Genomic DNA, 23,588 nt, shown 5'->3' with positions numbered 1-23,588 from the left:
GGTACCGTGGGTAAAGACGTCAAGGCCGGCGACACTGTCACTGTGACCGTGAACGGCAAGGACTACACGACCACCGTTAACGCCGATGGCAAGACCTGGAACGTGGACGTTCCTGGCTCTGAGCTGGCCCAAGATTCGAACGTACACGCCAAGGTTGAGACTGAAGATGCTGCGGGCAACCCAGCCAGTGCTGAAGCCGACCGCGGCTACGGTGTCGATACTGACCTGCCCGAAGCTTCGATCACCATCGACACCATTGCGGGTGACGACGTGATCAACAAGGCGGAGTCCGAGTCCACCATCACCATCACTGGTAAGGTTGGTCAGGACGTCAAGGCTGGTGACAAGGTCACTGTGACCGTGAACGGCAAGGATTACACCACCACGGTTAATACCGATGGCAAGACCTGGAACGTGAATGTTCCTGGCTCCGAGCTGGCTCTGGATGACAATGTCCACGCCAAGGTCGAGACCAAGGACGACGCCGGTAACAGCGCTAGTGCTGAAGCTGACCGCGACTACGGTGTGCAGACCACATTGCCTGAAGCCGAGATCACGTTGGATCCGATCGCCGGTGACGGTGTGCTGGATCACAATGAGGCTGGTGACGGCAAGGGTACGATTGATGTGACCGGTACGGTTGGCAAGGATGTACAGCCTGGCGATACCGTGACTCTGACTATCGGTGGCAAGGAATACACCGGTACTGTTGGCAATGATCTGACCTTCAAGATCCCAGTACCTGTACAGGATCTGTTGAAGAACGACACGGTTGACGCCAAAGTGACGACGACAGACTCGGCTGGCAACAGTGCGTCTGCCAACGACTCCGGCCCATACACGCTGGATGTGGATCAACTGATTGTTGATGGTAACGGTGGTGGCAATCCGAATGGTGGCGTGGGCGACGACGTCATTATTGGTGACCGCGGCGGTGTGCAAGAAAACATTGTTCACGGCCAGAGCTACAACATTGCCATCCTGGTTGACCGTTCCAACAGCATGAAGGAAGCCTCTGGTACGGACAATATGAACCGTATGCAGTTGCTCAAGGCTGCGCTGACGACCTTGGCTGAAAGCTTGGCCAACCACGAAGGCGGCACGGTGAACTTGAGCATTATTGGCTTTGGTACCAGGGCTGATACGCCTATGGTCTTCAAGGACCTGACTCATGCCGATTTGATCAATCTGCTCAATTCGATTGATACCTTGAACGGCTACAACTCCAGCTGGAACTCCAGCGTGGGTGGTACCAACTACGAAGCAGCCTTCAAGGCCGCTGAAGCATGGTTCAAGACTGGCGATGCACCTGCAGTCGACAAGTACGGCAACGCTTATGAAAACGTTACTTACTTCCTGACTGACGGTAACCCAACCCAGTACGGTACTGGCCAAGGTGCTGGTAGCGGTTACGACGCTACGGCTGATTCGCGTGGTAAGGCAGCCTACGACAGCCTGGTTACCTCTTCGGGTAGCAAGGTTTACGCCGTGGGTATTGGTAACGACGTCAGCGTGGATGTCCTGCGCAAATACGACAACACGGGTACTGAGGTTGTTGACGTTGTTCGTGGCACCAAGGACGTGACTGACTTTGAAAACGGCCGTCATGACGGTTGGAACAAGGTCGGCGGTAACGGCACAGTTGGAGTCAAGAACCAGGGTAGCACTTGGTATCCGGATAACCGATTGGAAATTACGGATACCTACAGCCGCAATGGCGATACCGCGACTACCGTTCGTGGCCCAGGTATGACCGTTGCTGCGGGCAGCTATGGCAAGTTGAGCTTCCACTATGCTGAAAGCGGCCGTAACAGTGCCGACGTCTTCAAGTGGCAACTGCAGAAGTACAACGAGAAGACAGGTAACTGGGAAGTTGTGCAGGAAGGTGGTCGTCCAGGTAGCTCCGGCACCATCACGACCAAGCCCGTGGGCGAAGGCCAATACCGCTTCGAGTTCCTGGTGGACGATCGTTCCAGCAGCAGTAACTACAAGGTCTACATTGATGACGTAACGCTGTTGTCCTCCGGCAATCCTCAAGATTGGACTGAGGTTAACAAGGTCGACATCGTCAACACCAAGGAAGACCTGGATGCAGCCTTGAAGGGTGGTTCGGTAACGAACGATCCAGCCCCCGTTGGTAATGACCACATCATTGGTGGTGACGGCAACGACATCATCTTTGGTGACACGATCAATACCGATGGCGATGTGTTGCCATGGCATGAAGTGGGTGGTCGTCCAGACAACCTGCCTGACGGCTCGGGCTTGAAGGCGCTGGAAGTGTTCTTGCAAATGAAGAACGGCGGTACTCCAGCAACAGGTAATGATCTGTACGAGTACATCAAGGAAAACCACGCTGACTTCAATGTTGACGGTGACAAGCGCGGTGGTAACGACATCCTTGATGGTGGTGCTGGTAACGACATCCTGTACGGCCAAGGTGGCAACGATATCCTGATCGGCGGTGCTGGCGACGACATCATGTTCGGCGGCGAGGGTGATGACACCTTCGTATGGAACAAGGGTGATGAAGGTACCAGCAGCAAACCGGCTGTGGATTACGTGATGGACTTTGGTGATTCGGGTACCGACACCTTGGATATCACTGATTTGCTGTCGGGCCACGACGTCAACGACGGTAACCTGAGCCAGTACCTGACGGTAGGCAGCTCGGATAACGGCAAGATGGAAATCGGTATCAGCTCTCAAGGTAATGGCCAGATCGATCAGAAGATCATTCTGGACAACATCGACTTTGACGCAGAGAAGGCAGCCCAGATCGCCAACTCGCTCAAAGACGGTACTTTGAAGTCTTCTGATTTCTAAGCTGTTCACCGGATAGGCACTATCTGCGGGTAGTGCCCAAGCCCCACAAGCCTTTTTGGGTTTGTGGGGTTTTTTTATGTCTGCAGCTTGTCGTCAGCGCCAATAGTGGGTGTTTGGCATTTGTGACTATGATCCTTGATGTGGCTGCAGGAAAGAGGGTGCATGCAGCAGAACGGCTGGCCAGGCTGAGCTGGTAGGCGTTGGCTCTGCGGTTTTGTAGACCAGCTGTTTCTTTTTGCTGGGGTGATTCGAGACCGTTTAACAGCCTGCTCTATATATAGAGGGTTCAGACGCTTTGTCGATTGCCAAGCGTTCACTAAATAGGCAAGCTATAACGCCGTTATAAGGGTTTGCTTATTTGGGATTGACGTGCTCTTGTCTCTTGCCTGGCTACGCCTTTTTCTTCGATCTAGGATTGCGCTGTTTGTGCTGGTCGCACTGCTGGTTGTGGTGTGGCTGCCCTTGTCGGCGCCTGCCTTGCAGTTCGAGGTCAGCAAGATTCGCCAGACCGCCGTTTCCCGCTTTGGCGCCCGTGCCGGGACTGCCGTGGATCGGTGGATGGCTAATCTGGAGTCCGCCCGTGGTTTAAGTGAGCGTCGTCAGCTGGATGCCGTCAATGATTTCTGGAATATGAATGTGATGGCTGGCGAGGACATTCATATTTGGGGCCAGCTGGACTATTGGGCCACGCCCATCGAGACTTTGGGCAAAGCGGCGGGTGACTGTGAGGACTTTGTTATCGGCAAGTATTTTTCCTTGTTGCACCTGGGTGTGCCCAATGAAAAACTGCGATTGATTTACGTGCGGGCTCAAGTAGGTGGGCAAAGCATTGCGCACATGGTTCTGGGCTACTATCCCACGCCCCAGGCCGAGCCTTTGCTGCTGGATAATTTAAGTGGCTCGATTCGCCCCGCCAGCCAGCGTCCTGATTTGACCCCTGTGTTCAGCTTCAATTCGCAAGGGGTGTATGTGGGTAATGCCCAGAAAGGTTCGGTGGACAGTATCAGCCGGTGGCGTGGTTTGCTGGAAAAAATGCGTAAGGAAGGTTTTGTTCCTTGATGATGTGCCGGTCCTTGGGCTAGAGCACCAAATGGAAACAGACCTCAGGACACCCATATCGGGTGGGCTAGACCAGAATTTATGGAATATACGGAAGCGCTATGTCTTTACTTAAACAGCTCCTGCTAAGTGTCTCGTGCGCGATTCTTGCTATCTTGATTGGCACGCTGTGGTTCAGCGTCGACTCGGCAAGGCAGTATTTGAGCAGTCAGTTGCAGGCTCAGGGTGAGTCGGCTGCGACTTCGCTGGCCTTGACCTTGTCCCAGCCCAGCAACCAGGACCCGGTGACGCAGGAGCTTTTGATTGCCGCCTTGTACGATACCGGGCAGTTTGAGCGTATCCGCTTTATTGACACCTCCGATACGGTCCTGGTGGAGCGTAGTGCTCAGCAAGAAACACAGATCAGCGGATCTTCGCCCGCGTGGTTCGCCAACTCTTTGCCGATTGATGTACCCGTGGCCTCGGCCCATGTCAGTAATGGCTGGAATCAGATTGGTACGATCGAAGTAAAACCTGCTGACGAGTACGCCCGCGCCAGTTTGTGGAAAAGTTTTGTGCGCGTCACTTTGTTGGTGCTGGGCGCCGGGGTTGCCTGGGGTGTGTTTGTATTGATGGTCATGGCCTGGTTGCGCCGGGCTTTGCGCGAACACGTCCAGTTCGAGCTGCAACAGATGGATCAAAGCGAGTCTGTACCCAGCCGCAAGAAAGTGCGCACGATCCCCGAGCTGGAAGCCGTCACACATACCTTAAGCACGGTGCAAAAACGTATTCGTGTTAGCAGCCAGGAGCAAAATGCTCGAATCGAGCAGTTACAGCTGGAGTTGAACTGCGATCCGGTCACGGGCCTGGCCAATCGCAAGTACTTCGTGAATATGTTCCGTCAGGTGCTGCAACAGGAAGAGGGCGGCCATGTGCTGTTATTCCGTCAGCGGGACTTGCTGCCATTGAATACCTCCCTGTCTCGTGACGCGGTGGATGCCTGGCTAAAGCTGGTGACTCAGCGTTGTACGGAGCTATTGCAGAAAAATGGCATGGACGCGGGCAATCTGGCGCGCTTGAATGGTTCTGATTTTATTGTGCTGCTCAAGGGCCAGACGGGTCCTCAAGTGATGGGCTTTGCCCAGGAACTGCGTACTGCCTTGCAGGAATTGCGCCAGCCTCTACCCGATGGCAGTTTGTGCCGCTGGTCCATGGCGATGACGAACTATGAAGGTCAGGACTCGCTCAGCGCCGTGATGACCCGTTTGGATAATGCCTTGATGCGCGCCGAAGGGGCAGGGCATCAGGAAGTGGAATACCGTCCGTCTGAAGGGCTTCACTCCGAGGCGAGCTCTTCCATTGGTGAGCAGGAATGGCATTCACGTATTGAGCGTGGTCTGAAGCAAGGCCGGATTGAATTGAGTGTGAAGCCGGGCGTTGAAGTCTGGGGGCAAGCGGGCCAGATTCACGATGCAACCCTGAATTTGTTGCCCGAGCAACCGGGACAGGCCAGTTTGCCTGCCTATTTGTTCATTCCGGTGGCGGTGCGTCTGGGTCTGTCGTGGCAGTGTGACTTGCGTACGATGGAGCTGGCAAGCGACTGGTTAGCCGATAACGAGGGCAGTTTAAGTGTCCGTGTCTCCTGGGCATCGGTGATCAAGCCTGGATTTGCAGATCAGGTGGCAGAGGTTCTGGCCAAGGCCGGTGACAAGGCCCGGCGTCTGATTATCGAACTGGATGCTTATTGCCTGAGTGAGCACGATGTGGAAACGGTCGCTTTCGTGGGTAAATTGCGGCCCTTGGGTGTGCAATTTGGTCTGCGTCGTGTTCTGGAGCAGCCCGAATCGATTCTGTGGTTGCACATGATGGCACTCAAATATATTGTCCTGGACGATGAGCGCGCCCAGACGCTGCAGGCCGAGGTGGGTGGCCGACATTTGCTGACAGCGTTCCTGCAGAGCCTGCAGGAATTGGGGATAGGTTTGCGCCGGGTAACCCGAGGCAGCAATAGTGCCCAGCTGGACGAGTTGTTGCGTGAAAACGCCGTCGTGCCAAGGCCTTAGCAAATAAATCCTTGTTTTTCTGGGGCTTATTTGCTAGTATATGTGGCTTACCTCTTTATTTTGACCGGAGAGGCTTAGTCGCCTATCCGGATTGAAGTTGGTAATACAACGTTTTGTCTCTCGCAAGATTTCAACCTAGGGTTCGGCTTGCCGGACCAGATCGAGATCGGGTTTACGGTATCGAACTGGCTGGATCCGAATCTGACGGGACCAAAACTGGTTGTGTGACCCAGTCATTTTGACTGGATCGTTGCAATTAAGTTGGAACAGGAAAAATCATGATTCAAATGCAGACCACGCTGGACGTGGCCGACAACACAGGTGCGCGTTCCGTAATGTGCATCAAGGTGCTGGGCGGCTCGAAGCGCCGTTATGCCGCAATTGGTGACATCATCAAAGTTACCGTTAAAGAAGCGGCCCCGCGCGGACGCGTCAAAAAAGGCGAAATCTACAACGCTGTAGTGGTTCGTACCGCTAAGGGCGTGCGCCGTAAAGACGGTTCGCTGATTCGTTTCGGTGGCAATGCCGCCGTATTGCTCAATGCCAAGCTGGAACCCATCGGCACCCGTATCTTCGGACCCGTTACGCGTGAACTGCGTACCGAGAAGTTCATGAAGATCGTGTCCTTGGCTCCCGAAGTGCTGTAAGGAGCGCGAAAAAATGCAAAAAATTCGTAAAGGCGACGAAGTTATTGTGCTGACCGGCCGTGATAAAAAACGCCGTGGCACAGTACTGCAACGCGTCGATGCAGACCACGTCATCGTGGAAGGCATCAACGTAGTCAAAAAACACGTTAAAGCCAATCCTATGGCTGGCACGCAGGGTGGTATCGTCGACAAGACCATGCCTATCCACATCTCGAACGTTGCACTGTTCAACCCAGAAACCGGCAAGGGCGACCGCGTTGGTATCCAGGTGATCGACGGTCAGAAGACGCGTGTTTATCGTTCCAGCGGCAAAGCCGTTGGCGCCAAGGCTTAAGGGGCGGATAACATGGCACGTTTACAAGAGTTCTACCGCGAAAAAGTGGTTGCCGATCTGCAAAAGCAGTTCGAGTACAAGAGCATTATGGAAGTACCCCGCATCACCAAGATCACTCTGAACATGGGTGTCTCGGAAGCGGTTGCTGACAAGAAGATTATCGAGAACGCGGTATCGGACATGACCAAAATTGCTGGTCAGAAGCCCGTTATCACGAAAACCCGCAAAGCTATTGCCGGTTTTAAGATTCGCGAAGATTACCCGATCGGTTGTATGGTGACCCTGCGCGGTCAACGCATGTACGAATTCCTGGATCGTCTGGTCGCTGTGGCTCTGCCACGCGTTCGTGACTTCCGTGGTGTGTCGGGTCGTGCGTTTGACGGCCGTGGCAACTACAACATGGGGGTTAAAGAGCAAATCATTTTCCCCGAAATCGAGTACGACAAAATCGACGCAGTGCGTGGTCTGAACATCAGCATCACTACTTCTGCCAAGACGGACGAAGAGGCCAAGGCGCTGCTTAGCGCGTTCAGCTTCCCGTTCCGCAACTAAGGGGCGCAACGTGGCTAAACTTTCCCTCATCAATCGCGACATCAAGCGCGCCAAGCTGGCTGAGAAATTCGCCGCCAAGCGTGCAGCACTGAAAGCGATCATTGACGACCAGTCCAAGTCTGACGAAGAGCGCTACGAAGCTCGTTTGCAGTTGCAACAATTGCCACGCAACGCGAACCCGACCCGTCAACGCAACCGTTGCGTTATCACCGGTCGCCCTCGTGGTGTTTTCAAGAAATTCGGTTTGACTCGCCATAAAGTGCGCGAAATGGCAATGCGCGGCGAGATCCCCGGTATGACCAAGGCCAGCTGGTAGGAGAAATACACATGAGCATGAGCGATCCAATCGCCGATATGTTGACCCGCGTGCGTAACGCGCAAATGGTCAACAAGACATCGGTCAGCATGCCCTCCTCGAAGCTGAAAGCAGCTATTGCTGCTGTGCTGAAAGACGAAGGCTACATCGAAGATTTCCGTATCGTTGGCGAAAAAGCCAAGCCAGAACTGGAAGTCACCCTGAAATACTATGCCGGCCAGCCAGTCATCGAGCGCATCGACCGCGTTTCGCGTCCTGGACTGCGCATCTACAAAGGCAGCACACACATCCCTCAAGTCATGAACGGCTTGGGTGTTGCTATCGTGTCCACGTCTCGCGGCGTGATGACCGATCGCAAAGCACGTGCAGCTGGCGTCGGTGGCGAAGTGCTGTGCTACGTGGCATAAGGAGAACATCATATGTCACGTATCGCTAAGTATCCCGTTTCCCTGCCTAAAGGCGTAGAAACGACCATTGCCGCTGATCAGATCACGGTCAAAGGCCCTCTGGGCACTTTGGTTCAAACTCTGACTGGCGACGTCACTATTGAACTTCAAGACGGTCAGCTGTCTTTTGTGCCTGCGAACGAAACTCGTCACGCAAACGCAATGTCCGGCACCGTGCGCCAACTGGTCAACAACATGGTTGTTGGCGTGAGCGCCGGTTTCGAACGCAAGCTGAGTCTGGTTGGCGTGGGTTTCCGTGCCTCCGTCCAGGGTAATGCCTTGAAGTTGCAACTGGGTTTCTCGCACGACATCGTGCACGACCTGCCTGAAGGCATCAAAGCCGAGTGCCCAACTCCGACGGAAGTCGTGATCAAGGGCTCGAACAAGCAGGTGGTTGGTCAGGTTGCCGCAGAAATTCGTGGCTATCGTCCACCAGAGCCTTACAAAGGCAAAGGTGTACGTTACGTCGGCGAACGCGTCATCCTCAAGGAAACCAAGAAGAAATAAGCCCGCAGGCAAGGACGAATCATGGACAAGAAACAATCCCGTATGCGTCGTGCAGTGGCTACTCGCCGCAAGATCGCCGAGCTGCGCGTACACCGCCTGTCGGTGCATCGCACGAATACGCATATTTACGCGAGCATCATCTCGCCCGAAGGCGACCGCGTTCTGGTCAGTGCTTCCACTGTCGAGACCGAAGTTCGCAAAGAATTGGCCGTTGGCAGCAACGTAGCGGCAGCCAGCCTGGTTGGCAAGCGCGTCGCCGAAAAGGCGAAGGCTGCGGGCATCGAGACGGTTGCTTTTGACCGCTCGGGCTTCCGTTACCATGGCCGCGTGAAAGCGCTGGCCGAGGCCGCGCGTGAAGCCGGCTTGAAATTCTAAAGGAATTATCAAATGGCTAAAGCACAAGGCAGACAGGCTCCAGAGCAAGAGCGCGATGACGGCCTGAAAGAAAAGATGATTGCGGTCAACCGCGTCAGCAAAGTCGTTAAAGGTGGTCGCACCATGAGCTTTGCTTCGCTGGCCGTGGTCGGTGATGGCGATGGTCGCATCGGCATGGGTAAGGGCAAGGCCCGCGAAGTACCCGTTGCTGTTCAGAAGGCAATGGAACAGGCCCGTCGTGGTCTGATCAAAGTGCCTCTGAAGAATGGCACCTTGCATCACACCGTAGTTGGTAAGCACGGTGCAGCCACCGTTCTGATCTCTCCCGCAGCTGAAGGTACTGGCGTTATCGCCGGTGGCCCAATGCGCGCTATCTTCGAAGTGATGGGCGTGCGCAACGTCGTAGCCAAGAGCCTGGGTTCCAGCAACCCATACAACATGGTTCGCGCTACATTGAACGGTTTGCGTGCTTGCTCGACACCTGCTGACATTGCTGCCAAGCGCGGCAAGACAGTTGAAGAAATTCTGGGGTAAGTCATGGCACAGAAACAAATCAAAGTTACGTTGGTGCGTTCGGTCATCGGCACAAAGCAAAGCCATCGCGACACCGTTCGCGGCCTGGGTCTGCGCCGAGTCAACACCAGCCGTGTATTGGTTGATACTCCTGAGGTTCGTGGGATGATCCGCAAGGTGGATTATCTGGTTACGGTCTCGGAAGCCTGAAAGGAATCGGGATGTCTGAATTGCAATTAAACAATCTCAAGCCCGCCGCTGGCGCCAAACACGCAGCACGTCGTGTTGGTCGCGGTGTCGGTTCCGGCTTGGGCAAAACCGGCGGACGTGGTCATAAAGGCCAGAAATCCCGCTCGGGTGGTTTTCATAAAGTCGGTTTCGAAGGCGGTCAAATGCCTTTGCAACGTCGTTTGCCCAAGCGTGGTTTCACCACCCTGGACGACCACCTGTACGCAGAAGTACGTCTGTCCGAACTGCAAAAAATGGATGCCGAAGTTATCGACGTCCAGGCACTGAAGCAGGCTGGCGTGGTTGGCCAAATGGTGCGTTACGCTAAAGTCATCAAGTCCGGTGAACTTTCCCGTAAAGTTGCGCTGAAAGGCATTAATGCAACGGCCGGCGCTCGCGCCGCGATCGAAGCAGCCGGCGGCTCGCTGGAATAAAAAGGGGTCACGGTGGCAAAAGCTCAGGCACAGAGTAAGTCGGGTCCGCGCTACGGCGATTTGAAACGTCGTCTCGTTTTCCTGTTGCTCGCCCTGATTGTCTACCGCTTGGGTACGCACATTCCGGTACCAGGCATCAATCCTGATGCCTTGTCCGAACTGTTTACTCAAAACCAGAGTGGTATTCTGGGTTTGTTTAACATGTTCTCCGGTGGTGCTTTAGAGCGATTCTCAGTGTTCGCACTGGGAATCATGCCCTACATCTCTGCGTCCATCATCATGCAATTGATGACCGCTGTGGTGCCCACGCTGGAAGCAATCAAGAAAGAGGGTGAGTCGGGTCGTCGCAAGATCACGCAATACACCCGTTACGGAACGGTCTTTTTGGCTTTGTTCCAGGGAGTTGGGATTTCCATCGCTCTAGAATCGCAGCCCGGTCTGGTTATCGACCCAGGGATGCTGTTTCGCTTCACGACAGTGGTAACACTGGTCACTGGCACCATGTTCGTCATGTGGCTGGGTGAACAAATCACTGAACGTGGATTGGGTAATGGTATTTCCATCCTGATCTTCGCCGGTATCGTAGCGGGTCTGCCTAATGCTTTGGGCGGTATGCTTGATCTGGTGCGTACGGATTCCATGTCGATTCTATCGGCACTGTTTATCCTCGTTTTAGTAGCCGCCGTCACGTACTTCGTCGTCTTTGTCGAGCGTGGTCAGCGTCGTATCACGGTCAACTACGCCAAACGGCAAGTAGGTAACCGTATCTATGGTGGTCAAAGCTCGCATTTGCCGCTGAAACTGAACATGGCTGGCGTGATCCCTCCGATCTTCGCTTCGTCCATCATTCTGTTGCCAGCGACAATTGCTAATTGGTTCTCCAGCACACCCGGTCTGGGTTGGTTGCGTGAAATCGAGGCTGCTTTGTCGCCGCGTCAGCCGCTTTACATTACTTTGTTCTCCGCGCTGATCATTTTGTTCTGCTTTTTCTACACGGCCCTGGTGTTCAACAGCCGCGAAACTGCAGACAACCTGAAAAAGAGTGGAGCCTTCGTACCAGGGATTCGTCCCGGTGATCAGACAGCGCGTTATATCGACAAGATTTTGATGCGTCTGACTTTGGCCGGTGCGATCTACATTACCTTGGTGTGTTTGGTACCAGAGTTCTTGCAAATGCGCTGGAATGTACCGTTCTATTTTGGCGGCACATCCTTGCTGATTATTGTTGTAGTAACCATGGACTTCATGGCGCAGGCCCAGGCCTATGTCATGTCACAACAATACGACTCGCTGCTCAAGAAGGCTAACTTCAAAGGCTCGAGCTTGCCGATGCGGTAATTCACGAAAATGGCAAAGGACGACGTCATTCAAATGCAGGGACAGGTTCTTGAGAACCTTCCCAACGCAACTTTTCGCGTCAAGCTGGAAAATGGTCACGTAGTGCTCGGATACATTTCAGGCAAAATGCGTATGCACTATATCCGGATTCTGCCGGGCGATAAGGTCACTGTGGAGCTCACGCCCTATGATCTATCCCGAGCACGAATTGTGTTCCGCTCCAAATAAGCGGCCGGTTACAGGAAACTAGGAGTCAAACCATGAAGGTAATGGCATCAGTAAAGCGGATCTGCCGCAACTGCAAAATCATTAAACGTCATGGCGTGGTGCGTGTCATCTGCACCGATCCACGTCATAAGCAGCGTCAAGGCTAAGTTGCCGAAACGCAACCGATTTAACAAGGAATAACCATGGCCCGTATTGCCGGCATTAACATCCCGCCGCATCAACACGCCGAAATCGGTCTTACCGCGATTTTCGGCATCGGTCGCACCCGCGCTCGCAAGATTTGCGAAGCATCGGGTATTGAATACTCCAAGAAGGTCAAAGATCTGACCGACGCGGAACTCGAGCGCATTCGCGAACAGATCGGCCTGTTCACCGTAGAAGGTGACCTGCGTCGTGAAGTTCAGCTCTCGATCAAGCGTTTGGCTGACTTGGGAACTTACCGTGGCATGCGTCATCGTCGCGGTCTGCCAGTGCGCGGCCAACGTACACGCACTAACGCTCGCACCCGTAAAGGTCCGCGTCGCGCCGCCGCGTCCCTGAAGAAATAATCGAGGAATAGAAGATGGCCAAAGCTTCTAGCAGCGCTTCACGCGCACGCAAGAAAGTCAAAAAAAGCGTGTCGGACGGGATTGCTCACGTCCACGCTTCTTTTAACAACACGATCATCACCATTACTGACCGTCAGGGCAACGCATTGTCCTGGGCTACGTCGGGTGGCGCGGGCTTTAAAGGCTCTCGTAAATCCACGCCGTTTGCCGCGCAGGTTGCCGCTGAAACAGCCGGCCGTACTGCCATGGAATACGGTATTAAAAATCTTGAAGTTCGCATCAAGGGCCCCGGTCCAGGCCGTGAATCGTCTGTGCGTGCTCTGAATGCTCTGGGTATCAAGATCACCAGCATTGCAGACATCACACCGGTTCCGCATAACGGCTGCCGTCCGCCCAAGCGTCGTCGCATCTAAGGGGAAGCGAAGTGGCTCGTTATATTGGACCAAAATGCAAGCTCTCGCGTCGCGAGGGTACCGATCTGTTTTTGAAGAGCGCCCGTCGCTCGCTGGATTCCAAGTGCAAACTGGAATCGCGTCCTGGTCAGCACGGCCGCACCTCCGGTGCTCGTACGTCTGACTTCGGTCTGCAGCTGCGCGAAAAGCAAAAGCTCAAGCGTATGTACGGCGTGCTGGAAAAGCAGTTCCGCAAGTACTACGTTGAAGCTGACCGCCGTCGTGGCAACACCGGTGAAACGCTGATTCAATTGCTGGAATCGCGTCTGGACAACGTGGTTTACCGCATGGGCTTTGGCTCTACACGTGCAGAAGCACGTCAGCTGGTGAACCACCGTGCAATCGAAGTCAACGGTCACACCGCTGACATCGCTTCCATGCTGATCAAGGCTGGTGACGTTGTTTCCGTGCGCGAAAAAGCTAAATCCCAAGGCCGTATCAAGGAATCCCTGGATCTGGCTACGGGCATTGGCTTGCCTCAGTGGGTAGAAGTTGACACCGCCAAGCTGTCCGGCGTGTTCAAGCAAGCTCCTGATCGCGCTGATGTCGCTCAAGACATCAACGAATCGCTGGTTGTTGAGTTGTACTCGCGTTAATTTTGTACGCGAAGACCTCTTACGCAATGCAGTAATCGCAGGCCCACTTCCCGATTTTCGGCAAGTGGGCTTTGCGATACTATCCCGCTGGCTTTGCCAGTTTCCGTCAGCCTTATCGGTGTAACGAGCCGAGGGTATTGAAAAGGAAATCGAATGTCTCAAGGTTTTTTGAAACCCCGTTCCATCGAAGTTGAACCGATCAGCAAAAATCACGCCAAGGTGATCATGGAGCCTTTCGAGCGCGGCTACGGCCACACTCTGGGCAACGCACTGCGTCGTATCTTGCTGTCCTCCATGACCGGCTATGCACCCACTGAAGTGCAGATTACCGGTGTGGTGCACGAGTACTCCACGCTGCCAGGCGTGGGCGAGGACGTGGTTGATATCTTGATGAACCTGAAGGGCGTGGTCTTCAAGCTGCACAGCCGTGAAGAAGTTACCCTGATCCTGCGCAAGGAAGGCGCCGGCCAAGTTCTGGCCAGCGACATCGAATTGCCGCACGACGTTGAAATCATCAACCCCAATCATGTGATTGCCACCTTGACCGACGACGGCAAGCTGGAAATGCAAATCAAGGTTGAGCAAGGCCGTGGCTACGTTCCTGGTAACGTGCGCGCCCTGGCTGATGATCGCACCCACACGATCGGTCGTATCGTGCTGGATGCCTCCTACAGCCCAGTGCGTCGTGTTAGCTACGCGGTCGAAAACGCCCGTGTGGAACAGCGTACTGACCTGGACAAGCTGGTTCTGGACATCGAAACCAACGGCGTGATCTCGCCCGAGGAAGCCGTGCGCCAGTCCGCTCGCATCCTGATGGATCAAATCTCTGTGTTTGCTGCTCTGGAAGGTGTGGGCGATGCCTACGAAGCTCCAGTGCGTGGCGCTCCACAGATCGATCCTGTGTTGCTGCGTCCTGTCGACGATCTGGAACTGACTGTTCGTTCCGCAAACTGCCTGAAAGCCGAAAATATTTACTACATCGGCGATCTGATCCAGCGTACCGAAAACGAACTGTTGAAGACTCCAAACCTGGGCCGCAAGTCCTTGAACGAAATCAAGGAAGTGTTGGCTGCACGTGGTCTGACTTTGGGCATGAAGCTCGAAAACTGGCCACCACTGGGTCTTGAGCGTCCATAAGTAGTAAGCAAGACAGACGTTTCTTAGACGCCGCTTACACTTTTTCTGGTGTTGTACACCTGCAAAAAGTGTAGGTGGCGGCTGAAAATGTGCTATTGTTTTGCGCTGTCCATCTGGTCCGCAGCTTAGCTGATAGAAGAACCGGATTTACGCATGTCGCATAAGCGGCGTGCCAATTAGATTCATTATTTAGGAAAATCATCATGCGTCACCGTCACGGTCTACGTAAACTGAATCGTACCAGCAGCCACCGTTTGGCCATGTTCCGCAACATGTCCGTGTCCCTGCTGACTCACGAAGCCATCAAAACCACCCTGCCTAAAGCTAAAGAGCTGCGCCGCGTGGTTGAGCCTCTGATCACTTTGGCTAAAAACCCAACCTTGGCAAACCGTCGTCTGGCTTTCGCCCGTCTGCGCGACCGCGATGCAGTGACCAAGCTGTTTGAAGTTTTCGGCCCACGTTACCAAGAGCGTAACGGCGGCTACACCCGCATCCTGAAAATGGGTTTCCGTCAGGGTGATAACGCTCCTATGGCATTCATGGAGCTGGTGGATCGTCCAGAAGTTCAGGAAGAAGCCGCTGCTGAATAAGCGCCGCTTGTTTCTACCGTAGTATTGAAAACGGACTCTCAGGAGTCCGTTTTTTTTATTGGCGGCGTATGGTTTTGTTCATCACGGGCTGGGAGTTTTTGGGAAGGTCTTAACCTTGTTGCTGCTGACCTTGTTTCTCACCTTCGTTTTGCTTGTGCCCCAAGCTTAGTGTCAAGCCTACCCCCTATATAAGTCCAAACGTGGGCTTGAGCCAGAACGTGGACTCCATTTCAGTACGGTGTGAAGGTGTAAAGCAGGGTGCTTTGACCGTTGAAAACGGTTCTGAAAACACGACAAGCCGCTGTTATGTAAGGGTTTTGACTAGGTTGGGTGGCCTGTAGAGCTTTAAAGTTCAAATAATTGCAGGCAATTGATAAAACCGGCAGTGATCCGATAGTGGGCCGTAAAGCCAATCCCTAAAATCTGCGCTATGTCAGCTTTGCCATGGTGGTGAGCTGTAAAGAACAACGATTTTCAGGAGACTGGCGATGGCACAGAATACATTGCTCACACACGATAAGTTTCTGCTGGGAACCTTTGCTACCAACTGCGGTGGTGGCATGACGGTATCGACCTTGCCCGATCGCTGGCAAGCTACGTGGGAAAACAATCTGAAGCTGGGCAAGCTGCTGGACGATGCCGGTATCGACTTCATGCTGCCTATCGCCCGTTGGATTGGTTACGGTGGTGAAACCGATTTCCACGGCTACGTGCTGGAAACTGTCACCTGGGCGACTGCCTTGCTGGCGAATACTCGCAATATCAGCGTGTTTGCCACTGTGCACACCGTTGCAAACCATCCCGTTGTGATCGCCAAGCAAATCGCCACGATGGCCCAGATGAGCGGCAACCGTGTCGGTCTGAATATCGTGGCTGGCTGGAACAAGCCCGAGTACGACGCTTTGGGTGTGAAGTTGCCTGATGATCACGAAACCCGCTATGGCTATGCACAAGAATGGTTCGATCTGATCAAGAAGATCTGGCACCACGATGGTCGCTTCGATTGGGATGGTAAATACTTCCAGGCCAAAGGCGTCTACGGCAATCCTCGTCCTGAATTTGATCCACCTATCTTTAACGCCGCTGGTTCCGGTCAGGGCCGTGAGTTTGCCAGCCGCAACGCGAACTTCCTGTTCACACCTGCTATGGAGTTGGAGCGCTCCAGGAAAGAAGTGGCTGAGCTCAAGGCACAAGGTGAAGCGCAAGGCCGCAAGGTTGATGTGATGACTTTCTCGCACGTGGTTTGCCGTCCGACGGAAGCCGAGGCCAAGGCCGAATGGGAACGCATCATGGCCAATATCGACAATGGTGCCGTGGATAACCTGATGAATTTGCAGTTTGCGCACGCCCATTCCTTCCCGCACGAGCTGTTGGAGCAGATTCGCGAGCGTATGGCCGCGGGCCATGGTGGCTTCCCGCTGGTGGGTACGCCCGAGCAAGTGGCTGACGGTTTGTGCGCGTTGCACGAAGCCGGTTTCCGGGGAACAACCTTGTCCTTTGTGGACTATGTAAAGGAATTCCCTTATTTCCGTGATACTGTGCTGCCTTTGTTGCAGCAGCGTGGCATTCGCTAAGAGCGATTTTCTGGCTATCGGGCAGGCTTGGGTTTGCTCCGGGGGATAGCCAGTTCACGTACGCCACGCAGGCAGCACCGTCCTGATGACTGTGCTGCCCATAAGATTAAAAAAGGGTGAATCATGCCTGTGGAATTGGCTTCCTTGCCGACAGACCAAGCGCTGCACGCGCCTGGAGTTTCTGCCGAGCAGTTCAAACTTGCTATGCGCCATCTGGGTGGCACGGCCAATGTGATTACGGTCGAACACCAGGGCCAGCGTAGCGGCCTGACGGCAACGTCGGTCACCTCGGTAGCCGCAGATCCGGCAGAGGTACTGGTCTGTGTGAATCAAAGCTCCTCGTCCTGGCCTTTAATGCGTGACAGTGGCCTGTTCGGTGTGAATATTCTGGGTGTCGAGCAGGCAGGCATGGCTTTGCAGTTTGCCGGTTTCAAAGGCGAGCAAGGCGATGCGCGTTATGCCGGACATGATTGGCTGCGTACCGAGCACGGTATCTGGTTGGCACGACAAGCTCCTGCCGCTTTGGCCTGCCAGATCGTGGAAGTAATTGAACGTCATAGCCATGCTTTGGTATTGGGCCGTGTCTTGCAGGTGCACCATGCCGAGCAGGCACAGGATTCGCCTTTGCTGTATTGGCAGGGACGTTTTGGCCGTTTTCAGGGCCAGTAAATCGTCGGGATCGCTGTCTCTGTCTTGGCACCTTAGCCGGGCCTAGGGATAGTCTCGATGTTGCAGTGCAAGGGGCTGTGCCACACTAAGGCACAGCTTTTTTTATCGCTTGTTGCGACGCTCATGACCACCATACTGAATCGCTATGCCCAGCTGCATTCGCAGGATGTGGACTGCGTTCAGCACTATATCTCCCAGGTTTTCTGCCCGCATAGTCTGACCCTGGCGGATACTCGTCAGCGTCTGAATGCACGCTTGTATCTACGCCAAGGCCAGGATGTGGCCTATGGTCGTTTGCGCTATGGCGCGCAGGTGCAGATTCAGCCCCAGCCACTGGACGACTTCTATCTCTTGCAAATTCCTCTGTCGGGACAAGAGCAGATTCATACGGCGCACGGACGTTTCGCGTCTACCTCTCGCCTGGCTTCCATCATCAGCCCGACTCAAGACTTCAGCATGGAACATAGTCTGGAGGCCGATAAGCTGTTTGTGCGTATTGGACGCCAAGGGCTGGAGCGTCACTATCAGGAATATTTTGCGCAGCCTGTACGCGGCCCCTTGGAGTTTCAGCCTTCCATTCCTTTGGATGCGCCTGGCGGAGCCAGTTTGCGCCGCTTACTGGATTGGCAGTTTGCCGAAGTGTCGGACGGCACTTTGTTTGATCAGCCCCGACAGGTACGCCAATTCGAGCAGACCCTGATTTATGCCTTGTTCGAGCTGCACCAGCACAATCAGCCCGCCCATAAGACCGTAGCAGCCTTGCCGCATGTTTTGCGACGTTCCCTGGATTTCATGGAAAGTCAGACCGGCCAGCCCATCACGATTGGCGATATAGCCCAAGCGGCAGGTGTTAGTGTGCGCAGTCTGTATGCGGGGTTCCGGGAACATTTGGGTGTCGCACCGATGGCGCGTCTAAAGCAGATGCGTTTGGAAGCGGCCCGCCGATATTTGCAGGAAGGTGGCATGTCAGTCACCGAAGTGGCCCTGGCCTGTGGCTTTGCCCACTTGGGACAGTTCTCTGCTGACTATCGACATCGCTATGGCGAGCGCCCCTCTGAAACATTAAGCGGCCTGACTCGACCTCGGTCCAGCATCTAAGCGCCGGCATCCGGCGCTACACTAAGGGCTTGATTAGGAGCCCTGCATGTCCTCTGAGAATTCCTCCAGTTCCAAACCCAAACTGGCCTTGACCTTGCCCGATCTGGATGCACAGCAATTGGTGCTGGTGCAGACGACGGTGCCCGATATGATGCTGGCCAAGTACCTGGCTCATCACCTGGTTGAAGATGGAATTGCCGCTTGTGCGAACCTTGCGCCCGCCAGTTTGTCTATGTACATGTGGCAAGGGGAGTTACAGGGCGATGAGGAAATCACGCTGACTTTCAAAACCACAGTGGCCCGGCTACCGGAACTGGCAGATCGCTTGCGGGAGCAGCATCCTTACGAGCTGCCCGAATTGATTGTGCTTCCGGTTGTTGGTGGTTTCACCGCTTATCTGGATTGGGTCCGCACCCAGACACGTCCTGCGTGATTTCAGATAGCCCAGCCTAAAAAACCGGAATAGATTTGTGCCTTTGTCTTTGAAGCGTTCCCCGTTTTCCGCCCAGCGTCTTGGCGCGTGGTTTGCTGTTTTCTTTGTCTTGATGCTGGCTTGGCTGGCAACGCCGTTGACGGCACAGGCAGAAGAAGAGTTTCTGGACCCGGAGCAGGCTTTTGTACTGACTGCGGCCATGAGCCAAGCCGATCAGCTGGATATTCATTTCCAGATCGCGCCTGAATACTATATGTATCGCAAGCGTTTCGGGATCTCGACCGAGAAGACTGAGCATTTGGGTACTCCCCAGCTTCCCGATGGCGAGAAGGTGTACGACCCTACCTTTGACGAAGTGATGGAGGTCTACCGCAACTCGGTCACTCTGCGAGTGCCCGTGCTGGCCGACAGCGGTACGGGCCAGGATCTGAAAATTGATGTGGTCAGCCAGGGTTGTGCCGATGCTGGCCTGTGCTATTCCCCCTCTACGCAAACCTTGACCCTGATCCCCACCGGACAGGGCTGGGAAGTGGCAGGCCCCTTTGGTGTGGTGTCGGTGCCTGCGCCGGGTGAAGGCTCGGATCAGAAAGCAGACACCGCAGCCACGACGTCTACGGCTACATCTGCCAGCACAGGTGGTGTCGCGTCGGCCTTGAGCCTGAGTGATGTGGGCTTGGCGGATTATCTCAAGCAAGCAGGTTGGGGGCAGATTGTGCTGCTGAGCTTTGTGTTCGGCTTGTTGCTGTCCTTTACACCCTGCGTCTTGCCGATGGTGCCGATTCTGCTGTCCATCATTGCGGGCCGTAATCAGCCTGCGCCATCGCGCTGGCATGGTTTGAAAATGGCTTTTGCCTTTGTGTTGGGCTTGTCTCTGGTCTACACCTTGCTGGGTGTGGCGGCAGGTTTGCTGGGCGCAGGCTTGGCAAGCTGGTTGCAGAATCCGTGGGTCTTGGGCTTGTTTGCCCTGATCCTGGTGGTGCTGGCCTTGTCCATGCTGGATGTGTTTACGGTTCAGGCCCCGGCAGCGCTGCAAAATCGCCTGAATGAAACCATGAACCGTTTGCCGGGCGGGCAGATGGGTGGCGTGTTCCTGATGGGCATGCTGTCTGCGCTGATCGTCGGCCCTTGCGTAGCAGCGCCTTTGGCGGGTGTGTTGCTGTTTATCTCGCAGACGGGTGATGTGGTCCTGGGCGGCTCGGCTCTGTTCGCCTTGGCCTGGGGGTCGGGCGTGTTGCTGCTGATTGTGGGCGCGGGTTCTGGCAGTGTGTTGCCCAAGGCCGGTGCCTGGATGGAAAGTGTCAAAACCGCATTTGGTGTCTTGCTGTTGGCTACGGCCTGGTGGATGGTCTCGCCCTTGATGTCCGGCACGATCGCGGTCTTTGGCTGGGTCGTTTTGGCTTTGTGGGCCGCGGCCTTGTTGGGTGCATTTGGGCGCGGTACGGCAGCGCGCACACCTTGGTCGGGTTTGCGCCAGGGCGTAGGCATGATGTTGGCGGTCTGGGCCATCATGATGATGATCAGTATTGCCCTGGGTCGTCCTAGCGTGATTCGTCCACTGGAAGGGCTGAAATCGTCCGGTACGGTGGCAGCCGCTCCAAGCAAAGTGGAGTTTCAGCGCGTACTCACTTTGCAGGAGCTGGAAGGACGGCTGGCCAAGACCACCCGTCCCGTCATGCTGGATTTCTACGCAGACTGGTGTGTGTCCTGCATTGAAATGGAGAATTTCACGTTCAGTGATCCTGCGGTTGCACAGCGTATGGCACAGTTTGATTTGCTGCAGGTGGATGTGACAGCCAACACTCCCGAGGACAGGGAGTTGCTGAAACATTTCCGCCTGTTTGGCCCTCCCGGCATCATGTTTTTCGATTCCAAGGGGAAACAGCTGGAACAACTGCGCGTGATCGGTTTTCAGGATGCCAGTCGCTTTTCCAAGGTGCTGGATGAGGTTCTGGCCGGTGCCTGAAGTTCCTGATTTGCCCCGAATCGGCCTTATCAGGGCTTAACAGACGATAGATCGTCGCGTACACACAACAAAAAACGCAGCTCACAGGCTGCGTTTTTTGCGTTCTGATTGATGTGAATCAGCAGTTCTGTTCGCGCATCAGCTTGGCGGCTTCGATGGCGAAATAGGTCAGAATGCCGTCGCCACCAGCACGCTTGAATGCCAGCAGAGACTCCATCATGACCTTGTCGTGATCCAGCCAGCCGTTCTGGGCGGCAGCCTTGATCATCGCGTACTCGCCACTGACTTGGTAGGCGTAGGTTGGCATGCCAAAGGCGTCTTTTACGTCGCGCAGGATGTCCAGGTAAGGCAGGCCAGGTTTGACCATGACCATATCGGCACCTTCGCGGATATCGGCGGCCACTTCGCGCAGGGCTTCGTTACGGTTGGCGGGGTCCATCTGGTAGGTGTTCTTGTTGGAACGGCCCAGATTGGCAGCCGAGCCCACCGCGTCGCGGAAGGGGCCGTAGAAGGCGCTGGCGTACTTGGCCGAGTAAGCCATGATGCGGGTGTGGATGAACTGGTCCTTGTCCAGAGCAGCGCGAATGGAGCCGATGCGGCCGTCCATCATGTCGCTGGGGGCCACAATGTCCACGCCAGCCTGGGCTTGCGTCTGGGCCTGGCGGATCAGCATGGCGACCGTCTCTTCGTTCAGGATGTGACCGGCTTCGTCCAGAATGCCGTCCTGGCCGTGGCTGGTGTAGGGGTCCAGAGCCACGTCAGTCAGCACGCCCAGCTCGGGGAATTGCTGCTTGAGCATGCCCACCACGCGCGGAATCAGGCCGTTCGGGTTGGCGGCTTCGCTGCCATCCGGCGTTTTCAGGGACGGGTCGATGGACGGGAACAGGGACAACACGGGGATGCCCAGCTCCAGACACTGTTCGGCTACGCGCATCAGTTCATCAGGCGAATAGCGCATGACGCCGGGCATGGAGCCCACTTGCTCCTGAACTTTCTCGCCTTCACGTACAAAGACCGGGTAGATCAGGTCGTCTGTGGACAGGCGGTTTTCACGCACTAGACGGCGGGAAAACTCGTCGCGGCGGTTACGGCGCAGGCGAGTATTTGGAAAGTCGGCAGGAGGAATAAAACGAGTCATGGAACAACCTTCGGAGAAATCCAGTTTTCGATGCATTCGGTCGCTTCGGGCAAGCCGATACGATCAGTGGAGGAGAAGGGCAGCGCATGCAGGGCGCCAATTTCCCGGAGTTGGCGGCGCACTTCGGCCACCGCCTTGATGCGTTGACCATACGGCAGTTTGTCGGCCTTGGTCAAAAGCGCCAGGACGGGCTTGCCGGTAGGCGCAATCCAATCGGCCAGGCGCATATCCAGGTCGGTCACGCCGCGTCGGATGTCGATCAGCAACACAATGCCGGCAATCGAGGGGCGGGAGACCAGGTACTCGCCCAGAATTTCGGCCCAGTCCTGCTTTTCGTGGCGCGCCACGGCGGCGTAGCCGTAGCCGGGCAAGTCCACCAGGTGGCCCAGAAAGTCGCCCGGCGAGAGCGGGTCGGGGATGCCGAACATATTGATCAGGCGTGTTCGTCCCGGCGTTTTACTGGAAAAAGCCAGTTTCCGTTGGTTGGCCAACACATTGATGGCGGAGGATTTGCCCGCATTGGAGCGCCCCACAAAACAGACCTCTGGCGGTCCGGGAGGAGGCAGCTGATCGATCTGAGCAGCTGAAATCGTGAAGTGAGCGCGGTGCAGTATCGACATGGTTGCAGCGTAATTCCATATTGGTTCAGCGCCTATTGTATAATCTCTCGATTTGAAACAGTAATGTCGTAGTCCACTGGGTACTGACCAGCGGCTTACGGTGGCTTTTGCGGGGCGCATGCGGCACCCCGATTGATTCGCGATTATCGAGGTCCAAATGAAGCGTGCGCTTTCCCGAGTCGTTATCGCAAGCAGCCTGACGATGGCTTGCTCTGTGGTTTTTACCGCTAACGTGGCCAATGCAGCTGGTCTGCCCAAGCCAGATGCCGCCAAAGGCGAGCAGCTCTACCTGCAAGGTGAGATGTCGCGTGGCGTGCTGGCCTGTGTGACCTGTCACGGGGATGGCGGCAACAGTATTATTCCGGTCAACCCGTCGCTGGCTCACCAGCCGTACGAGTACCTGGTCAAGCAGCTGCACGATTTCCGTGCCAAGGACGAGAAGTCTGTGCCTTCCCGTCGCGGCCCTGAGGGCGCCAACAGCCTGATGACCGCCATTGCTGCCGGCATGACCGAAGAAGATATGCAAAACGTGGCTTTCTTCCTGTCCCAACAGCCCGTGAACTGGGATCAGGCAGCTAATGCTACCAAAGAAGACACCATGGAACGTGGCCAGAAGATCTGGCGCGGCGGTTTGCCCGAGCGCGGTGTTGCGGCCTGTGCCGCTTGCCACTCGCCTGATGGCGCTGGTATGCCCGGTCAGTTCCCCCGTCTGGCTGGCCAGCACCCTGCCTACATTGCCGAACAGCTCAAATTGTTCCGCAGCGGCGACCGTGCCAATGGCCCGATGATGCATGACATCGCGGATCGCATGTCGGACGCCGACATTGCAGCCGTGTCAGATTTCGCAGCTGGCCTGCGTTAATCAGTCCAAGGGGGCCATTGGCCCCCTGACTGTCTGAAGCCTGACATTCGCTTTTTGGCCCCA

29 protein-coding genes are annotated in these 23,588 nt (G+C 55.2%); 27 read left to right on the top strand and 2 right to left on the bottom strand.

Annotated elements, in window-relative coordinates:
- The 26 genes from OSH04_RS11230 to dsbD form a co-directional block, all read left to right on the top strand.
- Positions 1-2,826: Ig-like domain-containing protein (locus tag OSH04_RS11230; RefSeq protein WP_266108472.1), on the top strand; the 2,826-nt coding region annotated here is incomplete at its 5' end.
- 426 nt (positions 2,827-3,252) lie between these two features.
- On the top strand, positions 3,253-3,885 hold the full coding sequence (locus tag OSH04_RS11225; RefSeq protein ID WP_035269590.1) for a transglutaminase-like cysteine peptidase: 633 nt from the start codon (positions 3,253-3,255) through the stop codon (positions 3,883-3,885).
- Between the two features lie 101 nt (positions 3,886-3,986).
- Positions 3,987-5,927, top strand: coding sequence for a bifunctional diguanylate cyclase/phosphodiesterase (locus OSH04_RS11220; protein ID WP_266108470.1), 1,941 nt, complete (start codon positions 3,987-3,989; stop codon positions 5,925-5,927).
- A 278-nt stretch (positions 5,928-6,205) separates the two neighbouring features.
- Positions 6,206-6,574 carry a 50S ribosomal protein L14 gene (gene rplN / locus OSH04_RS11215; protein WP_003805375.1) on the top strand — a complete coding sequence of 123 codons (369 nt, stop codon included), beginning with the start codon at positions 6,206-6,208 and terminating at the stop codon, positions 6,572-6,574.
- 13 nt (positions 6,575-6,587) lie between these two features.
- A complete protein-coding gene (gene rplX / locus OSH04_RS11210; protein ID WP_003805373.1) occupies positions 6,588-6,908 on the top strand; it encodes a 50S ribosomal protein L24 in 321 nt (106 codons plus the stop codon).
- Positions 6,909-6,920: 12 nt separating this feature from the next.
- Positions 6,921-7,460 (top strand): 50S ribosomal protein L5, encoded by a 540-nt coding sequence (gene rplE, locus OSH04_RS11205; protein ID WP_009459981.1) that lies wholly within the window; start codon positions 6,921-6,923, stop codon positions 7,458-7,460.
- 10 nt (positions 7,461-7,470) lie between these two features.
- Positions 7,471-7,776 carry a 30S ribosomal protein S14 gene (gene rpsN, locus OSH04_RS11200; protein ID WP_003805371.1) on the top strand — a complete coding sequence of 102 codons (306 nt, stop codon included), beginning with the start codon at positions 7,471-7,473 and terminating at the stop codon, positions 7,774-7,776.
- Between the two features lie 11 nt (positions 7,777-7,787).
- On the top strand, positions 7,788-8,183 hold the full coding sequence (rpsH, locus tag OSH04_RS11195; RefSeq protein WP_009459979.1) for a 30S ribosomal protein S8: 396 nt from the start codon (positions 7,788-7,790) through the stop codon (positions 8,181-8,183).
- A 12-nt stretch (positions 8,184-8,195) separates the two neighbouring features.
- Positions 8,196-8,729 carry a 50S ribosomal protein L6 gene (gene rplF / locus OSH04_RS11190; RefSeq protein WP_009459978.1) on the top strand — a complete coding sequence of 178 codons (534 nt, stop codon included), beginning with the start codon at positions 8,196-8,198 and terminating at the stop codon, positions 8,727-8,729.
- Between the two features lie 21 nt (positions 8,730-8,750).
- Entirely contained in the window at positions 8,751-9,104 is a 354-nt protein-coding gene (gene rplR, locus OSH04_RS11185) for a 50S ribosomal protein L18 (protein ID WP_009459977.1), read from the top strand.
- Between the two features lie 12 nt (positions 9,105-9,116).
- The gene (rpsE, locus tag OSH04_RS11180; protein ID WP_003805367.1) at positions 9,117-9,638 is read left to right on the top strand and encodes a 30S ribosomal protein S5; all 522 of its coding nucleotides are present in this window, start codon (positions 9,117-9,119) and stop codon (positions 9,636-9,638) included.
- 3 nt (positions 9,639-9,641) lie between these two features.
- Positions 9,642-9,827, top strand: coding sequence for a 50S ribosomal protein L30 (rpmD, locus tag OSH04_RS11175; RefSeq protein WP_003805366.1), 186 nt, complete (start codon positions 9,642-9,644; stop codon positions 9,825-9,827).
- Between the two features lie 11 nt (positions 9,828-9,838).
- On the top strand, positions 9,839-10,279 hold the full coding sequence (gene rplO, locus OSH04_RS11170) for a 50S ribosomal protein L15 (RefSeq protein ID WP_022983333.1): 441 nt from the start codon (positions 9,839-9,841) through the stop codon (positions 10,277-10,279).
- A gap of 12 nt (positions 10,280-10,291) precedes the next feature.
- A complete protein-coding gene (secY, locus tag OSH04_RS11165; RefSeq protein WP_003805363.1) occupies positions 10,292-11,617 on the top strand; it encodes a preprotein translocase subunit SecY in 1,326 nt (441 codons plus the stop codon).
- Positions 11,618-11,626: 9 nt separating this feature from the next.
- Positions 11,627-11,845 carry a translation initiation factor IF-1 gene (infA, locus tag OSH04_RS11160; protein ID WP_003805361.1) on the top strand — a complete coding sequence of 73 codons (219 nt, stop codon included), beginning with the start codon at positions 11,627-11,629 and terminating at the stop codon, positions 11,843-11,845.
- A 32-nt stretch (positions 11,846-11,877) separates the two neighbouring features.
- The gene (gene rpmJ, locus OSH04_RS11155) at positions 11,878-11,991 is read left to right on the top strand and encodes a 50S ribosomal protein L36 (protein WP_003805360.1); all 114 of its coding nucleotides are present in this window, start codon (positions 11,878-11,880) and stop codon (positions 11,989-11,991) included.
- Between the two features lie 36 nt (positions 11,992-12,027).
- Positions 12,028-12,393 (top strand): 30S ribosomal protein S13, encoded by a 366-nt coding sequence (gene rpsM / locus OSH04_RS11150; protein ID WP_003805346.1) that lies wholly within the window; start codon positions 12,028-12,030, stop codon positions 12,391-12,393.
- Between the two features lie 14 nt (positions 12,394-12,407).
- Positions 12,408-12,806, top strand: coding sequence for a 30S ribosomal protein S11 (rpsK, locus tag OSH04_RS11145; protein WP_003805343.1), 399 nt, complete (start codon positions 12,408-12,410; stop codon positions 12,804-12,806).
- A gap of 11 nt (positions 12,807-12,817) precedes the next feature.
- Positions 12,818-13,441 carry a 30S ribosomal protein S4 gene (gene rpsD / locus OSH04_RS11140; RefSeq protein ID WP_009459976.1) on the top strand — a complete coding sequence of 208 codons (624 nt, stop codon included), beginning with the start codon at positions 12,818-12,820 and terminating at the stop codon, positions 13,439-13,441.
- A gap of 153 nt (positions 13,442-13,594) precedes the next feature.
- Positions 13,595-14,578 carry a DNA-directed RNA polymerase subunit alpha gene (locus OSH04_RS11135; RefSeq protein ID WP_003805337.1) on the top strand — a complete coding sequence of 328 codons (984 nt, stop codon included), beginning with the start codon at positions 13,595-13,597 and terminating at the stop codon, positions 14,576-14,578.
- 203 nt (positions 14,579-14,781) lie between these two features.
- Entirely contained in the window at positions 14,782-15,168 is a 387-nt protein-coding gene (gene rplQ, locus OSH04_RS11130; protein ID WP_003805334.1) for a 50S ribosomal protein L17, read from the top strand.
- A gap of 488 nt (positions 15,169-15,656) precedes the next feature.
- A complete protein-coding gene (locus tag OSH04_RS11125; RefSeq protein WP_153231429.1) occupies positions 15,657-16,742 on the top strand; it encodes an LLM class flavin-dependent oxidoreductase in 1,086 nt (361 codons plus the stop codon).
- Positions 16,743-16,865: 123 nt separating this feature from the next.
- Positions 16,866-17,411, top strand: coding sequence for a flavin reductase family protein (locus OSH04_RS11120; protein WP_009459970.1), 546 nt, complete (start codon positions 16,866-16,868; stop codon positions 17,409-17,411).
- A gap of 123 nt (positions 17,412-17,534) precedes the next feature.
- On the top strand, positions 17,535-18,509 hold the full coding sequence (locus OSH04_RS11115; protein ID WP_266108465.1) for an AraC family transcriptional regulator: 975 nt from the start codon (positions 17,535-17,537) through the stop codon (positions 18,507-18,509).
- 46 nt (positions 18,510-18,555) lie between these two features.
- Positions 18,556-18,942 carry a divalent-cation tolerance protein CutA gene (gene cutA / locus OSH04_RS11110; RefSeq protein ID WP_009459966.1) on the top strand — a complete coding sequence of 129 codons (387 nt, stop codon included), beginning with the start codon at positions 18,556-18,558 and terminating at the stop codon, positions 18,940-18,942.
- 37 nt (positions 18,943-18,979) lie between these two features.
- Positions 18,980-20,905: a protein-disulfide reductase DsbD gene (dsbD, locus tag OSH04_RS11105; RefSeq protein WP_266108464.1), complete on the top strand. Its 1,926-nt coding sequence runs from the start codon at positions 18,980-18,982 to the stop codon at positions 20,903-20,905.
- Between the two features lie 118 nt (positions 20,906-21,023).
- On the opposite strand, the gene hemB is transcribed toward dsbD, so the two are convergent.
- Positions 21,024-22,043, bottom strand: coding sequence for a porphobilinogen synthase (gene hemB / locus OSH04_RS11100; RefSeq protein ID WP_035269608.1), 1,020 nt, complete (start codon positions 22,041-22,043; stop codon positions 21,024-21,026).
- A complete protein-coding gene (yihA, locus tag OSH04_RS11095; protein ID WP_009459957.1) occupies positions 22,040-22,663 on the bottom strand; it encodes a ribosome biogenesis GTP-binding protein YihA/YsxC in 624 nt (207 codons plus the stop codon). The genes hemB and yihA overlap by 4 nt, the downstream gene beginning before the upstream one ends.
- Positions 22,664-22,820: 157 nt before the next feature.
- Here yihA and OSH04_RS11090 point away from each other — a divergent pair, with 157 nt between their 5' ends.
- Positions 22,821-23,525, top strand: coding sequence for a c-type cytochrome (locus OSH04_RS11090; RefSeq protein WP_026484814.1), 705 nt, complete (start codon positions 22,821-22,823; stop codon positions 23,523-23,525).
- Positions 23,526-23,588 lie beyond the last annotated feature (63 nt).

The organism is Alcaligenes nematophilus (assembly GCF_026344155.1).
GTDB lineage: Bacteria > Pseudomonadota > Gammaproteobacteria > Burkholderiales > Burkholderiaceae_B > Alcaligenes > Alcaligenes phenolicus.
The sequence above is the reverse complement of the archived record's forward strand: the minus strand, read 5'-3'. Positions and strand labels throughout refer to the sequence as shown.

Coding starts and splice junctions, on each gene's coding strand:
- yihA (WP_009459957.1), bottom strand. CDS start 22,663: ATGTCGATACTGCACCGCGCTCACTTCACGATTTCAGCTGCTCAGATC.
- cutA (WP_009459966.1), top strand. CDS start 18,556: ATGTCCTCTGAGAATTCCTCCAGTTCCAAACCCAAACTGGCCTTGACC.
- rpmD (WP_003805366.1), top strand. CDS start 9,642: ATGGCACAGAAACAAATCAAAGTTACGTTGGTGCGTTCGGTCATCGGC.
- rplF (WP_009459978.1), top strand. CDS start 8,196: ATGTCACGTATCGCTAAGTATCCCGTTTCCCTGCCTAAAGGCGTAGAA.
- rpsK (WP_003805343.1), top strand. CDS start 12,408: ATGGCCAAAGCTTCTAGCAGCGCTTCACGCGCACGCAAGAAAGTCAAA.
- rplQ (WP_003805334.1), top strand. CDS start 14,782: ATGCGTCACCGTCACGGTCTACGTAAACTGAATCGTACCAGCAGCCAC.
- hemB (WP_035269608.1), bottom strand. CDS start 22,043: ATGACTCGTTTTATTCCTCCTGCCGACTTTCCAAATACTCGCCTGCGC.
- rplX (WP_003805373.1), top strand. CDS start 6,588: ATGCAAAAAATTCGTAAAGGCGACGAAGTTATTGTGCTGACCGGCCGT.
- OSH04_RS11125 (WP_153231429.1), top strand. CDS start 15,657: ATGGCACAGAATACATTGCTCACACACGATAAGTTTCTGCTGGGAACC.
- OSH04_RS11090 (WP_026484814.1), top strand. CDS start 22,821: ATGAAGCGTGCGCTTTCCCGAGTCGTTATCGCAAGCAGCCTGACGATG.
- rpsM (WP_003805346.1), top strand. CDS start 12,028: ATGGCCCGTATTGCCGGCATTAACATCCCGCCGCATCAACACGCCGAA.
- rplR (WP_009459977.1), top strand. CDS start 8,751: ATGGACAAGAAACAATCCCGTATGCGTCGTGCAGTGGCTACTCGCCGC.
- rpmJ (WP_003805360.1), top strand. CDS start 11,878: ATGAAGGTAATGGCATCAGTAAAGCGGATCTGCCGCAACTGCAAAATC.
- rplO (WP_022983333.1), top strand. CDS start 9,839: ATGTCTGAATTGCAATTAAACAATCTCAAGCCCGCCGCTGGCGCCAAA.
- rpsH (WP_009459979.1), top strand. CDS start 7,788: ATGAGCATGAGCGATCCAATCGCCGATATGTTGACCCGCGTGCGTAAC.
- OSH04_RS11220 (WP_266108470.1), top strand. CDS start 3,987: ATGTCTTTACTTAAACAGCTCCTGCTAAGTGTCTCGTGCGCGATTCTT.
- infA (WP_003805361.1), top strand. CDS start 11,627: ATGGCAAAGGACGACGTCATTCAAATGCAGGGACAGGTTCTTGAGAAC.
- OSH04_RS11135 (WP_003805337.1), top strand. CDS start 13,595: ATGTCTCAAGGTTTTTTGAAACCCCGTTCCATCGAAGTTGAACCGATC.
- rplN (WP_003805375.1), top strand. CDS start 6,206: ATGATTCAAATGCAGACCACGCTGGACGTGGCCGACAACACAGGTGCG.
- OSH04_RS11115 (WP_266108465.1), top strand. CDS start 17,535: ATGACCACCATACTGAATCGCTATGCCCAGCTGCATTCGCAGGATGTG.
- OSH04_RS11120 (WP_009459970.1), top strand. CDS start 16,866: ATGCCTGTGGAATTGGCTTCCTTGCCGACAGACCAAGCGCTGCACGCG.
- rpsE (WP_003805367.1), top strand. CDS start 9,117: ATGGCTAAAGCACAAGGCAGACAGGCTCCAGAGCAAGAGCGCGATGAC.
- rplE (WP_009459981.1), top strand. CDS start 6,921: ATGGCACGTTTACAAGAGTTCTACCGCGAAAAAGTGGTTGCCGATCTG.